Origin of the sequence: Streptomyces sp. AP-93, from assembly GCF_022808175.1 — a bacterium.
In the GTDB taxonomy this organism is placed as follows: domain Bacteria; phylum Actinomycetota; class Actinomycetes; order Streptomycetales; family Streptomycetaceae; genus Streptomyces.
The window spans coordinates 205,777-219,090 of record NZ_JALGBX010000014.1; the positions used below are offsets into that span (position 1 = coordinate 205,777).

Annotated in this window: 7 protein-coding genes; 3 read left to right on the forward strand and 4 right to left on the reverse strand. The window is 71.6% G+C overall.

The genetic code is table 11. The features are described 5' to 3' along the window. Positions 1-229 precede the first annotated feature (229 nt). The 3 genes from MTF69_RS23710 to MTF69_RS23720 form a co-directional block, all read right to left on the reverse strand. Entirely contained in the window at positions 230-5,212 is a 4,983-nt protein-coding gene (locus MTF69_RS23710; RefSeq protein WP_243337403.1) for an NAD-glutamate dehydrogenase, read from the reverse strand. A gap of 396 nt (positions 5,213-5,608) precedes the next feature. After that, positions 5,609-6,289 carry an HAD family hydrolase gene (locus MTF69_RS23715; RefSeq protein ID WP_243337465.1) on the reverse strand — a complete coding sequence of 227 codons (681 nt, stop codon included), beginning with the start codon at positions 6,287-6,289 and terminating at the stop codon, positions 5,609-5,611. Between the two features lie 131 nt (positions 6,290-6,420). Continuing rightward, positions 6,421-6,921, reverse strand: coding sequence for a hypothetical protein (locus MTF69_RS23720; protein ID WP_243337405.1), 501 nt, complete (start codon positions 6,919-6,921; stop codon positions 6,421-6,423). 662 nt (positions 6,922-7,583) lie between these two features. On the opposite strand from MTF69_RS23720, the gene MTF69_RS23725 reads away from it, so the two are divergent. After that, complete coding sequence (locus MTF69_RS23725) at positions 7,584-8,162, forward strand: Rv3235 family protein (protein WP_243337407.1); 579 nt, start codon at positions 7,584-7,586, stop codon at positions 8,160-8,162. A gap of 99 nt (positions 8,163-8,261) precedes the next feature. On the opposite strand, the gene secA is transcribed toward MTF69_RS23725, so the two are convergent. Then, a complete protein-coding gene (gene secA / locus MTF69_RS23730) occupies positions 8,262-11,036 on the reverse strand; it encodes a preprotein translocase subunit SecA (RefSeq protein WP_243337409.1) in 2,775 nt (924 codons plus the stop codon). Between the two features lie 240 nt (positions 11,037-11,276). Here secA and MTF69_RS23735 point away from each other — a divergent pair, with 240 nt between their 5' ends. Together MTF69_RS23735 and MTF69_RS23740 are read left to right on the forward strand one after the other, a co-directional pair. Beyond that, complete coding sequence (locus MTF69_RS23735; protein ID WP_243337411.1) at positions 11,277-11,858, forward strand: GNAT family N-acetyltransferase; 582 nt, start codon at positions 11,277-11,279, stop codon at positions 11,856-11,858. A 9-nt stretch (positions 11,859-11,867) separates the two neighbouring features. Continuing rightward, on the forward strand, positions 11,868-13,061 hold the full coding sequence (locus MTF69_RS23740; protein ID WP_243337413.1) for a winged helix-turn-helix domain-containing protein: 1,194 nt from the start codon (positions 11,868-11,870) through the stop codon (positions 13,059-13,061). The last annotated feature ends 253 nt before the right edge of the window (positions 13,062-13,314 follow it).

Genomic DNA, 13,314 nt, shown 5'->3' on the forward strand with positions numbered 1-13,314 from the left:
CCGGCCCAACTCCACCTCCCGGGCCAAATCCAGCACCGCGGGGCCAGTTCCAGCCCCGCCAGCCCAACTCCAGCCCCTCCGGCGTTTGAGGAGCGGGGGTCCGGGGGCAGCGCCCCCGGAAACGGCGCCGCACCCGCCCACAGCCGGCCGGCCGGAACACGAACGGGCCGGGCCCGGAACCCCGAAGGGGGTTCCGGGCCCGGGCCGTTCCCGCGCAAGCCCCGCAGGGCTACGCGTGCGCCCTCAAAAGCGACCGCATCGTCCGCATGGCGACGGACAGGTTCGCCAGATCGAAGTCGTCAGACCCCTGGATCTCGTCCAGAGTCGTCCGCGCACGCCCGATGATCGCCGCGTTCTTCTCCTCCCACGCCTTGAAGCGCTCCTCGGGAGTCGAGGTCCCGTTCCCGACCGCCAGCACGTCCGCGGTCAGCGCCGCATGCGCCGAGAAGAGGTCCTCGCGGATGGACGCGCGGGCCATCGACTGCCAGCGGTCGGCCCGCGGCAGCTCGATGATCCGGTCCATCAGCTGGGTGATGTCGAGCCGGTCGGCGAGGTCGTAGTACACCTCGGCGACAGCCAGCGGCTCGACGCCCGTACGGTCCGAGATCGCGACGATGTCCAGCGTCGGGAAGGCGGACGAGAAGCCGGCCACCTTCGCCGCCAGCTCCTCCGGCACGCCCTCGCCGATCAGCTCGGCCATGACCGCCTCGTACCACTCCAGGTCCGCGCCGCGCACCAGCTTGGGCAGGTCCGACCAGACCCGCTCCACCCGCTCGGCGAAGAACTCGATGGTCTCGGTGATCTGCAGCGGCTGCGGCCGGTTGTTCAGCAGCCAGCGCGTACCGCGCTCGACCAGCCGCCGCGAGTGCAGCCGGATCCGGGTCTGGACGTCGGCGGCGACCTCGTTGTCGAGGGCCTCGACCGCGTCCCACACCGCGGCCAGGCCGAAGATCTCGCGGGCCGCGAGCTGCGCCCGGATGATCTCCTCCAGGGAGGCTCCGGTCTCCTCGCGCAGGCGGTGCAGGAAGGTCGAGCCACCGCTGTTGACGGTGTCGTTGACCAGCACCGTGGTGATGATCTCGCGGCGCAGCGCGTGCCCGTCGACCTGCTCGGGGAACTTCGCGAGCAGCGCGCCCGGGAAGTAGGCGTGCAGCAGACGGTCGAGGTACGGGTCGTCCGGCAGCCCGGTGTGGATGAGCTCCTCCGCCACCGTGATCTTGGTGTAGGCGAACAGGACGGCCAGCTCCGGCTGGGTCAGGCCCTTGCCGTTGTTCAGCAGCTCGCGGAGCTGCCGGTCGTTGGGCAGGAACTCCAGGGCGCGGTCCAGCAGGCCGTCACGGCCCAGGCGGCGCATGAAGCGCTGCTGGGCGTGGAGCAGGCTGGGGGCCTGGGCGGCGCCGTTGGACAGGGCCACGTTCTGCGCGTAGTTGTTCCGCAGCACCAGCCGGCCGACCTCGTCGGTCATCTCGGCGAGGAACTTGTTGCGCTGCTTGACGGTCAGGTCCCCGTCGGCGACCACCGAGTTCAGCAGGATCTTGATGTTCACCTCGTGGTCGGAGGTGTCCACGCCCGCGCTGTTGTCGATGGCGTCGGTGTTGACCTTGCCGCCCTCGCCGCCGGCGCCGCTGCGCGCGAACTCGATGCGGCCGAGCTGGGTCAGGCCCAGGTTGCCGCCCTCGCCGATGACCTTGGCCCACACGTCGGAGCCGTTGACGCGGATGGCGTCGTTGGCCTTGTCGCCGACGTCGGCGTGCGTCTCGGCCGTCGCCTTGACGTACGTACCGATGCCGCCGTTCCACAGCAGGTCGACGGGGGCCTTGAGGATGGCCTGCATCAGCTCGGCGGGGGTCATCTTGGAGATGCCCGCGTCGATCCCGAGGGCCGCGCGGATCTGCGCGTTGACCGGGATGGCCTTCGCGCTGCGCGGGTGGATCCCGCCACCGGCGGACAGCAGGGAGCTGTCGTAGTCCGCCCACGAGGAGCGCGGCAGCTCGAAGAGGCGCCGGCGCTCGGCGTAGGAGGTCGCCGCGTCCGGGTTCGGGTCGATGAAGATGTGCCGGTGGTCGAAGGCCGCCACCAGGCGGATGTGCTCGGAGAGCAGCATGCCGTTGCCGAAGACGTCGCCGGACATGTCGCCGACGCCGACGACCGTGAAGTCCTGCGTCTGGGTGTCGTGCCCGAGCTCGCGGAAGTGCCGCTTGACGGACTCCCAGGCGCCGCGGGCGGTGATGCCCATGCCCTTGTGGTCGTAGCCGGCCGAGCCGCCGGAGGCGAAGGCGTCGCCCAGCCAGAACCCGTAGGACTCGGCGACCCCGTTGGCGATGTCGGAGAAGGTCGCGGTGCCCTTGTCGGCGGCGACGACGAGGTAGGTGTCGTCCTCGTCGTGGCGGACCACGCCCTTGGGCCGCACGACCTCGCCGCCGACCATGTTGTCGGTGATGTCGAGCAGCGCCGAGATGAAGATCTTGTACGAGGCGATGCCCTCGGCGAGCCACGCGTCGCGGTCCACCGACGGGTCGGGGAGGTTCTTGGCGACGAAGCCGCCCTTGGCTCCCACGGGCACGATGACCGTGTTCTTGACCATCTGCGCCTTGACCAGGCCGAGGATCTCCGTACGGAAGTCCTCGCGGCGGTCGGACCAGCGCAGGCCGCCGCGGGCGACCTTGCCGAAGCGCAGGTGGACGCCCTCGACGCGCGGGGAGTACACCCAGATCTCGAAGGCCGGGCGCGGCGCCGGCAGGTCGGGGATGGCCTGCGGGTCGAACTTCATCGACACGTAGGAGTGCTGCTCGCCCGCCGCGTTGAGCTGGAAGAAGTTCGTGCGCAGCGTCGCCTTGATGAGGGTGAGGAAGGAGCGCAGGATCCGGTCCTCGTCCAGCGAGGCGACCTGGTCCAGGGCCCCGTCCAGCTCCTCCAGCATCGCGTCGACGAGCTCGGTGCCCGCGGACTGGCGGCCCGGCGACATCCGGGCCTCGAAGAGGGAGACCAGCAGCCGGGTGGTGTGGACGTTGTTGCGGAGGGTGTCCTCCATGTAGTCCTGGCTGAAGGTGGCACCGGCCTGGCGCAGGTACTTGGCGTACGCGCGCAGGACCACGGCCTGGCGCCAGGTCAGTCCGGCGCCCAGCACCAGGGTGTTGAAGTTGTCGTTCTCGGCGTCGCCCTGCCAGACCGCCGAGAAGGCGTCCTGGAACCGCTCGCGGGCGTCGTCGCCGAGGTAGTTCGAGGTCCCGGCCACGTCCCCGTTGCCGCTCGGATGCGGCATCCGCAGACCGAAGTCGTAGATCCACGCGTTGGTGCGGTCGGTGCAGCGCAGCTCGTACGGCCGCTCGTCGGTGACCTCGACGCCCAGGCGCTGCAGGACCGGCAGGACCGCGGAGAGCGAGACCTGCTCGCCCGTGCGGTAGATCTTGAACCGGCGTTCGCCGGGGCCCGCGCCGACCGGCTCGTACAGCGACAGCGCGAACTCGCGGTCGCTGGCGGACAGCCGCTCCAGGTGGACCAGGTCCGCCACGGCCGAGCGCGGCGAGTGGTCGGCCTTGTAGCCCTCGGGGAAGGAGTTCGCGTACTTGCGCAGCAGCTCGGCGGCGCGCTCCTCGCCCAGCTCCGCGACGAGCGCCTCGCCGAAGCCGTCGGCCCAGGACCGGGCGGCCTCGACCAGACGGCCCTCGATCCGCTCCACGTCGGCGTCGGTCAGCACGGGCAGCACGGTGCCCTGCGGGACGCGGACGACGAAGTGGATGCGGGAGAGGATCGACTCGGTGTTCCAGGCGGTGAAGTCGACGCTGATGCCGTCGAGCTCCTCCTGCAGGATCGCGATCAGCCGCAGCCGCACGCCGGTGGTGTAGCGGTCGCGCGGCAGGTAGACCAGCGCGGAGTAGTAGCGACCGTACTCGTCCTGGCGCAGGTACAGCCGCAGCCGGCGGCGTTCCTGGAGGTACAGGACGGAGGTGGCGATCTCCTGGAGCTTGTCGACCGGCGTCTGGAACAGCTCGTCGCGCGGGTAGGTCTCCAGGATCTGGAGCAGGTCGCGGCCGTCGTGGCTGGACGGGGCGAAACCGGCGCCTTCGAGGACCTCGGCGACCTTGCGGCGGATGACCGGGACCCGGCGCACCGACTCGGTGTACGCGGCGGAGGAGAACAGGCCCAGGAAGCGGCGCTCGCCGACGACGTTGCCCTCGGCGTCGAACTTCTTCACGCCCACGTAGTCGAGGTACGAGGGGCGGTGCACGGTGGAGCGGCTGTTGGCCTTGGTCAGCACGAGCAGGCGGTGCTCGCGGGCCTTGGCGCGGGCGTCGGCCGGCAGCCGGTTGAAGGACGGCGAGACGGGGTGCGCCTCGTCCTGGCCGTGGTGCAGCGGGTCGGAGCGCAGGATGCCGAGGCCGGTGCCGGGCACGGCGGCCAGGGCGTCGCCGTCGACGAGGTTGTACTCGCGGTAGCCGAGGAAGGTGAAGTGGTCGTCGGCGAGCCAGCGCAGCAGCTCACGGGCCTCTTCGAGCTCGTACTCGCGCAGGTCCGGGGCGGTGGGCTCCTCGGGCAGGTCCTGGGCGATGCGCAGCGCCGCGTCGCGCATCTTCTCCCAGTCCTCGACGGACTCGCGTACGTCGGACAGGACGCGCTGCAGATCGGCGGTGATCTGCTTGAGGTCGGCCCTGTCGGTCTCGCGGTCGATCTCGACGTGGATCCAGGACTCGACGAGGGAGTCGTGGGGGCGCGCGGTGCGGGGACCGTGCGCGTCGCAGTCGGGGCCGAGGATCTCGATCAGCTTGCCGGTGACGTCGCGGCGGACGACGACCTGCGGGTGGATCACGACGTGGATGCCGCGCCCGTGGCGGGACAGCTCGTTCGTCACGGAGTCCACGAGGAACGGCATGTCGTCGGTGACCACCTCGACGACGGAGTGGCTGGAGGTCCAGCCGTTCTCCTCCACCGTGGGCGTGTGCACCCGCACGTTCGCCGTGCCCTGCGGCCGCTTCTCCGCGAGCCGGTAGTGGGAGAGTGCGGCCCCGAACACGTCGACCGGATCCCGGTCGAGGAGGTCCTCCGGGGCGGTGTGCAGGTAGTAGCGCTGGAGGTAGGCGAGAGTCGTGTCCCGGTCGGGACGCTCCCCCTGCTCGGACCCAGTCGGAAGTAGCCCCCCGGCCGGGCTGTTCTCAGCTACCCGTGCCGCCCGCGCGAGCAGCTCGGCTTTTGCTTCGTCCAGCTTGGTCTGCATGTCCTCTGGCTCCTGTCGCGCGCCATTGCGTGACGTAGGTGAAGGAAGGAATGGCATAGCACCGCGAGGCGGGGTGTCGGTTTCCGTTCGGGATCGACGCTATGCCGTCGAGAGAGGCCACCGGGAGGAAATCGGCCATGATCGGCAGGAGGTCCCGGGGGCGGGGATCAGCGACGGCCCGGGCACCGTGGTGCGCCGGGCGCGGGGTGGAGGCTTCAGTGCCTCCGAGAACTATCGCGCTGATCACGGGTACCAGGCTATCTCGCTCCACCCCCGGCTCGTCATGAGCTGTATGTGTACAAAAGAGGGGGGGTAACTTTGACACTCTGGATAGCGACCGGCCCGGCCGTGCGTGCCGGGCCGGGGCGCCGTCGCTCTCCGCTCATCCGGCGGTCGCTATCCGGCCAGCTCGCGAGCAGTGCGTACGGCCTCCGCCAGGCTGTCCACGACGGGGACACCGGCTGATTCCAGACTGCCGCGACTGTGCGAACCGCCCGTGTAGAGGACGGCCCGCGCGCCCACGTGCGCGGCGGCCAGCGCGTCGTCCACGGCGTCCCCGATGAGGACCGTACGGCCGGCCGTCACTCCCGTCCCGTCCAGGGCCGCCAGATGACGTACGAGGTGTCCCGCCTTGGTGGTGTGGGACGGCCCGGTACGCCCGTCGACGCGCAGGAAGTGCCCGTCGATCCCGTGCGCCCGGACGAGTGGCACGAGCTGATCGTGGGGCGCGAGGGACAGCAGCGACTGCGTCAGCCCCTCCGACTGCCAGCCCCGCAGGAGCTCGCGGGCTCCCTCGGCGAGCCCGGCGTCCTCGGCGGCCACCCAGTAGTGGCGGTGGAAGGCCTCGTCCATGACCAGCCACTCGGCGTCCGTGGGGAGCCGGCCCATGAGGCGCTCGTAGAACCTCGGCACCGGTACGACGTACAGCTCGCGGTACCGCTCCAGGGTGATCGGCGCGAGGCCGAGCTCCGCGAAGGAGGCGTTGGTGGCGGCTATCACGGCGTCGATGTCGTGGAGCAGGGTGCCGTTCCAGTCCCAGACGATGTGCGGGGCCGCGGGCGCGGGGGCCGGGACCACGGGCGCGGGCGCGGCGGCCGCCAGGCCCGCGAGAGCGGTGCCCGCCGGCGCCGGCACCACGAGCGCGGGGCCCTCGGGGGTCGGGAGCACGGGCGCGGGGCCCTCGGATACGGGGTTCTCGGGTGTCGGGTTCACTTCAGCAGCCCCGGAATCTCCTGGACCCCGAACCACAGCAGTTCGTGGTCTTCGGCACCGTCGACGGTGGCGAGCGCCGCCTCGTCGCCCCCGTCCGCGGCCGGTACGGCCGCCACGGCGGCGCTCACGTCCTCCAGGGCGTCTTCCGCGTCCACGTGCACCGCGGCTGCCACCGAGAGCCGTACGGCCCCGGCGAGGGCCACCTGGCCGAGCGCGGCCTCGTCGGCGCCGGGGGTGGCGGTGGCGGCCTTGTCGTCCACGTCGACGGCCACCACGACCCGCTTGCGGGGCGCGGCCCCGTCCTCGGCGATCATCCGCAGCGAGGCGGCGGCGGCCCTGGTCAGGGCGGCGTACTCCAGCTCCTCGAGGTCGTCCGACGCGCACCACTCGCGCAGCCCGGGCGTCACGGCGTACGCCCGCAGCGGAGCCGGGCCCAGCTCACCCGCCTGGTGCGCCTCGGCGAGCCCGGGGAGGGTCAGGGGGACGTACACGCGCATGGCCGGCTGCTTTCGGTAGTCGGAAACGCCCCCAGGATACGACCGACACCCGCCCCCGCCCTCGCCCTCTTGACGCCCCCCTCGCAGGCGTCGGCCCCAGGGGGGCCTCCGCGGCTTCGGCGGGCTGCACCGGACTCCGTCCGGTGACGGCCCGGGCCGGAGGGGGCCCGTGGCCCCCGTGGGGGGACCCGGGGGTGGACCCGGTGGACCCGGGCCGGGAGCCGGGAGCCGGGAGCCGGGAGCCGGGAGCCGGGAGCCGGGAGCCGGGAGCCGGGAGCCGGGAGCCGGGAGCCGGGAGGTGCGGGTCCCTCCGGGTCCGACCCGGAGCCGTGACGGGTCCGGGCTCCGGGGGGCGGCGGGAGGGCCGGCCCGGGTCCGCCCCGGAGTCGGGACGCCGGGTCCGGGCCTGCCCCGGACTCCGTCCGTGACGGTCCGCGTCCCCCTTCGGGGTGCCTCGGCGGGGCCGCACGGCGTCCACCTGGCTCCCCACGGGGCCCGGGCGGGGCCCCGGGGCGGCCGGGGACCGACCCGGATAGGTGAACGCGGGCCGGGTCCGGGGCGGCCCGGCGGCGCCGTTGCGGAGCGTGTTCGCAGCCCCGTAGAAGTCCCCTACCAAGTTACCGCCCGGTACCACTCCGGGCCCGGCCCCGGGGACGACCACGATGCCCACCAGCACACCCCGCACCACCGCAAGCGCCACCGACCCCACGAGGCCCACGAGCCCCGCACCCACCGGGGCCGCCCGGCGCCCCGGAGCCACCGGGAGCGGGAGTCCCCGAACAGCCGGCGGCGCCGGTGCAGGCACCGGCCCCGGCCGCGGCTCCGCGAGGCCCACGAGCACCGGCCCCGGCTCCGCGAGGCCCGGCCGCCGGCACGACCGGCGCCGGCCGTCCGCCGGGATCCACCGCGGCCCCCACCACTGGTTCGCCGAACGGCTGCTCGCCGTCCTCAGCGGGCGCCGCCCCGTGCACTCCCTGATCGGCCACACCATCGGCCCGGCCTACGACCAGCTGATCACCCTCGCCCCCGCCGATCCCCCGCAGGAGCGCGCGTACGACGCCCGCCGGCTCAGCCCCGTCCTCCACGGATGCGGCCGCTTCACCCCCGGTCCGGGGATCATCGAGGCCTTCGCCCGCATCGCGACGGGCGACCGCCTCACCGCGCTGGCCTTCCGCCTGGAACAGGGCCCCGACCTGCGCTGGCGCTGCGCCGCCGTGGAACTCCACGGCCCCCGCCCGTGACCCCGGTCCCCCGCGCACACCCGCGAACGCCGCCGGGGCCGGACCCCACGCACAGCGTGGTGTCCGGCCCCGGCGGCGATCCCGCGAGCAGTGCGCGGGTTACTTCTTGCGGCGACGGCCGCCCGTGGCCTTCGCGGCCTTACGGCGCTCCGCGCGCGTCATCCCGGAGTCGTCACCGGAATCCGATTCGAAGTCGCCCTCGACGACGCCGCCCTCACCGTCCACCGTGGGCGCGGAGAAGTGCAGGCGGTCCGGCCGCTGCGGGGCGTCCAGACCCTTCGCCCGGATCTCCGGCTTGGCGAGCGAGGGACCGGAGTCCGACACCAGGACCTCCTCGACCTGCTGCTCGACCTGGACCTCCAGGTTGAACAGGTAGCCGACGGACTCCTCCTTGATGCCCTCCTGCATGGCGTTGAACATGTCGAAGCCCTCGCGCTGGTACTCGACCAGCGGGTCCTTCTGGGCCATCGCCCGCAGGCCGATGCCCTCCTGCAGGTAGTCCATCTCGTACAGGTGCTCGCGCCACTTGCGGTCCAGCACCGACAGCACCACGCGCCGCTCCAGCTCGCGCATGATGTCGGAGCCGAGCGTCGCCTCGCGGGCCTCGTACTGCTCGTGGATGTCGTCCTTGACGGACTCCGCGATGAACTCGGCGGTGATGCCGGCGCGGTCGCCCGCCGCGTCCTCCAGCTCGTCCACCGTGACCTTGATCGGGTAGAGCTGCCGGAAGGCGTTCCACAGCCGGTCCAGGTCCCACTCCTCCGCGAACCCCTCGACCGTCTCGGCCGTGATGTACGCGTCGATCGTGTCGTCCATCATGTGACGGATCTGCTCCTGGAGGTCCTCGCCCTCCAGGACGCGGCGGCGCTCCTTGTAGATCACCGTGCGCTGGTTGTTGAGGACCTCGTCGTACTTCAGGACGTTCTTGCGCGTCTCGAAGTTCTGGGTCTCCACCTGCGACTGGGCCGACGCGATGGCCCGCGTGACCATCTTGTTCTCGATCGGCACGTCGTCCGGCACGTTCGCCATCGACATGACGCGCTCGACCATCTGCGCCTTGAACAGCCGCATCAGGTCGTCGCCGAGCGACAGGTAGAAACGGGACTCGCCCGGGTCGCCCTGTCGGCCGGAGCGGCCGCGCAGCTGGTTGTCGATACGGCGCGACTCGTGGCGCTCGGTGCCCAGCACGTACAGCCCGCCGAGGTCCTTGACCTCCTCGAACTCCGCCTTCACGGCCGCCTCGGCCCGCGTGAGCGCCTCGGGAAGGGCGTGCGCCCACTCCTCGATGTGCTCCTCCGGGTCCAGACCGCGCTGGCGCAGCTCGGCCTCGGCGAGGTCGTCCGGGTTGCCGCCGAGCTTGATGTCGGTACCGCGGCCGGCCATGTTCGTGGCGACCGTGACGGCGCCGCGACGGCCCGCCTGGGCGACGATCGTGGCCTCACGGTCGTGCTGCTTGGCGTTCAGCACCTCGTGCGGGATGCCGCGCTTGGAGAGCTGCTGCGAGAGGTACTCGGACTTCTCGACCGACGTCGTACCGACGAGGATCGGCTGGCCCTTCTCGTGCTTCTCCGCGATGTCGTCGACGACGGCGGAGAACTTCGCGACCTCGGTGCGGTAGATCAGGTCCGCCTGGTCCTTGCGGACCATGTCGCGGTTGGTCGGGATCGGGACGACACCGAGCTTGTAGATCTGCTGGAACTCGGCGGCCTCGGTCATGGCCGTACCGGTCATGCCCGACAGCTTCGAGTACAGGCGGAAGAAGTTCTGCAGGGTGATCGTGGCGAGGGTCTGGTTCTCGTCCTTGATGTCCACCCCTTCCTTCGCCTCGATCGCCTGGTGCATGCCCTCGTTGTAGCGGCGGCCCGCGAGGATACGGCCGGTGTGCTCGTCGACGATCATGACTTCGCCGTCGATGACGACGTAGTCCTTGTCGTTCTTGAAGAGCTCCTTGGCCTTGATGGCGTTGTTGAGGTAACCGACGAGCGGGGTGTTCACCGACTCGTAGAGGTTCTCGATGCCGAGCCAGTCCTCGACCTTCGCGACACCGGACTCGTGGATGCCGACGGTGCGCTTCTTCTCGTCGACCTCGTAGTCGCCGGTCTCCTCGATGCCCTTGAGGGGCTGGCCGGGCTCGCCCTTGGTCAGGCGGGTGACCAGCTTCGCGAAGTCCGCGTACCACTTGGTGGCCTGGTCGGCCGGGCCCGAGATGATCAGCGGGGTACGGGCCTCGTCGACGAGGATCGAGTCGACCTCGTCGACCACGGCGAAGTTGTGGCCGCGCTGGACGAGCTCGTCCTGCGACCACGCCATGTTGTCGCGGAGGTAGTCGAAGCCGAACTCGTTGTTCGTGCCGTAGGTGATGTCGGCGGAGTACTGCTCACGGCGCTGCGCCGGAGACATGTTCGCCAGGATGCACCCGACCTCCAGGCCGAGGAACTTGTGCACCCGGCCCATCATCTCGGAGTCGCGCTCGGCGAGGTAGTCGTTCACCGTGATCAGGTGGACGCCCTTGCCGGACAGCGCGTTCAGGTACGCCGGCAGCGTGCCGACGAGGGTCTTGCCCTCACCGGTCTTCATCTCGGCCACGTAGCCGAGGTGCAGCGCCGCGCCACCCATCATCTGTACGTCGTAGTGACGCTGGCCGAGGACGCGCTTGGCGGCCTCGCGGACCGTCGCGAAGGCCTCGGGCAGCAGGTCGTCCAGGCTCTCGCCGTCCTGGAAGCGCTGCTTGTACTCGTCCGTGAGCGCACGCAAGTCGGCGTCGGAGAGGTTGACGAAGTCCTCTTCGATGGAGTTGACCTGGTCCGCGATGCGGTGCAGTTTTTTGAGGATCTTGCCTTCGCCTGCACGCATGAGCTTGTTGAAGACGGACACCGAGGTTTGTCTCCTTGCCGGTCGGGCCTGGCACTGGTTCGTGCACGGGCACGGAGGGTGGGCCCCACCGCAACGGCCATCGTAAGCGAGGACGCGGTCGCGTCGGGAGGTCCGCACTGCCGCGGGGCTGGACTGCCCGGAAATGAGAACGTGCGAGGGGCACCGAAGGTGCCGGTATGGGCGGCGGCTCTTCCCGAAAAATGCTCGCCCGGGGCATTCCTCCGGCAGCAGAATCCGTGCATGGACCCGATCACCCTGACCACCGAGCGCCTGGTTCTGCGCCCCCACACCCCCTCGGACACCGACGAGGTGTACGCGGCCTGCCAGGACCGGGCGATCCAGCACTGGATCCCCGTGCCCGTCCCGTACGGTCGCGCGGACGCCGAGTCCTACGTGGCCAAGGTCCCGGCGGGGTGGCGCGAGGACTCCGAGTACGCCTTCGCGGTCCGCCTCGGCGCCGACGGCCCGCTGGTCGCCACCATCGGAGTCATGCGGCGCGGCCCGCACGCGCACGAGATCGGCTTCTGGACCGCCCCGGAACACCGGCGCCGCGGCTACCTGACCGAGGCCCTGGCCGCCGTGGCCCGCTGGGCCTTCACCGAGGCCGGCTGCGTACGGTTGATCTGGCGCGCCGGCGTCGGCAACGACGCCTCCCGCGCGGCGGCGCAGAAGGCCGGCTTCGTCATCGAGGGCGTCCAGCGCGCGGGCATCGAGATCCGCGAGACCCTGCGGGACTGCTGGACCGGCGCCCTGCTCCCCTCGGACCTGGGCCTGCCCTCCCGCCTCCCGTACCTTCCCTCGCCTGTCAGTGCCACGCCCTAGGGTTCCGCCATGACGACCGCGCCCCCGCCCTCACCCTCGCCCTCGCCCGCCCTGTCCCTGTCCGCAGACGAGGCCCGCCGCATCGCGCTGCGCGCGCAGGGGTTCCTGGGCGCCCCGGACCGGCGCGGCGGGGTCCGCGGCGTCCTGCGCCACCTGGGCGCCGTCCAGCTCGACACGATCTCCGTACTGGCCCGCTCCCACGAGCTCGTCCCGTACGCGCGCCTCGGCGCGGTCGGGCGCTCCGCCGTCGAAGCCTCGTACTGGTCGCAGAACCACGCCTTCGAGTACTGGTCGCACGCGGCCTGCATCCTGCCGATCGAGGAATGGCCGCACTTCGCCTTCCGCCGCCGGGCCAACAAGACCCGCGGCCACCGCTGGCACGTCCTGGAGGACAAGCACCGCTCGACGAAGACGGTCCTGGACCGCCTCGCCGCCGAAGGCCCTCTGACCTCAACCGAACTGGGCGGTGCCAAGAACGGCGGCGAATGGTTCGAATGGTCCGAGACGAAGATCGCGGTGGAGTGGCTCCTCGACATCGGCGAGGTGGTCTGCACCGAGCGGCGCGGCTGGAAGCGGGTCTACGACCTCCCCGAGCGGGCCGTCCCGTCCGCTCTGCTCCACGACGACCTGGACGACCGCGAGTGCAAGCGCCGCCTGGTGGCCCTCGCGGGGCAGTCCCTGGGCGTGGGCACCCGCTCCGACATCGCGGACTACCACCGCCTCAAGGGCCCCGACTTCGACGCGGTGGTCGAGGACGCGGGCCTGGTCCCGGTGGAAGTGGAGGGCTGGGGCAAACCGGCCTGGGCGGACCCCTCGGCCCTCGCCTCCGTCCCCCGAGGCCGCCACCGCACGACCCTCCTGTCCCCCTTCGACTCCCTGGTCTGGGAACGCCCGCGCACGGAGCGGATCTTCGGCTTCACCCACCGCCTGGAGGCCTACGTGCCCAAGCCCCGGCGGATCCACGGCTACTTCGCGATGCCCCTGCTGGCCGGAGGCCACCTCCAGGGCCGCGTGGACCCGGCCCGCGAGGGCACCACCCTGGTGGCCCGCCAACTCTCCCTGACCACCCCGAAGGCAGCCCGCCCCATGGCCGAAGCCCTCCGCGAGGCCGCCTCCTGGGTCGGCTGCGACTCGATCCGCATCGACCGCGCAACGTCACCCGCGGAAGCGTCAGCGGTAACCACGGAACTCTCCACCCTCTGAAGCGCCGGCTCCGCCAACTCCCGCACCACTCCACCCCGGCGCGCCACAGCCCCGCGGGCCACATCCAACCCCGCCGACGCTGCATCCAGCCCCGCCGGCCACATCCAACCCCGCTGACGCTGCATCCACCCCCGCGGGCCACACCCAGCCCCGCTGACGCTGCATCCACCCCCGCGGGCCACACCCAGCCCCGCCGACGCTGCATCCAGCCCCGCCGGCGTTTGAGGCGCGGGGTCTGGGGCGGAGCCCCAGG

Bases quoted from the DNA above. Each gene is read 5' to 3' on its own strand.
- MTF69_RS23735 (WP_243337411.1), top strand. From the start codon at position 11,277: ATGGACCCGATCACCCTGACCACCGAGCGCCTGGTTCTGCGCCCCCAC.
- MTF69_RS23720 (WP_243337405.1), bottom strand. From the start codon at position 6,921: ATGCGCGTGTACGTCCCCCTGACCCTCCCCGGGCTCGCCGAGGCGCAC.
- MTF69_RS23740 (WP_243337413.1), top strand. From the start codon at position 11,868: ATGACGACCGCGCCCCCGCCCTCACCCTCGCCCTCGCCCGCCCTGTCC.
- MTF69_RS23710 (WP_243337403.1), bottom strand. From the start codon at position 5,212: ATGCAGACCAAGCTGGACGAAGCAAAAGCCGAGCTGCTCGCGCGGGCG.
- MTF69_RS23725 (WP_243337407.1), top strand. From the start codon at position 7,584: ATGCCCACCAGCACACCCCGCACCACCGCAAGCGCCACCGACCCCACG.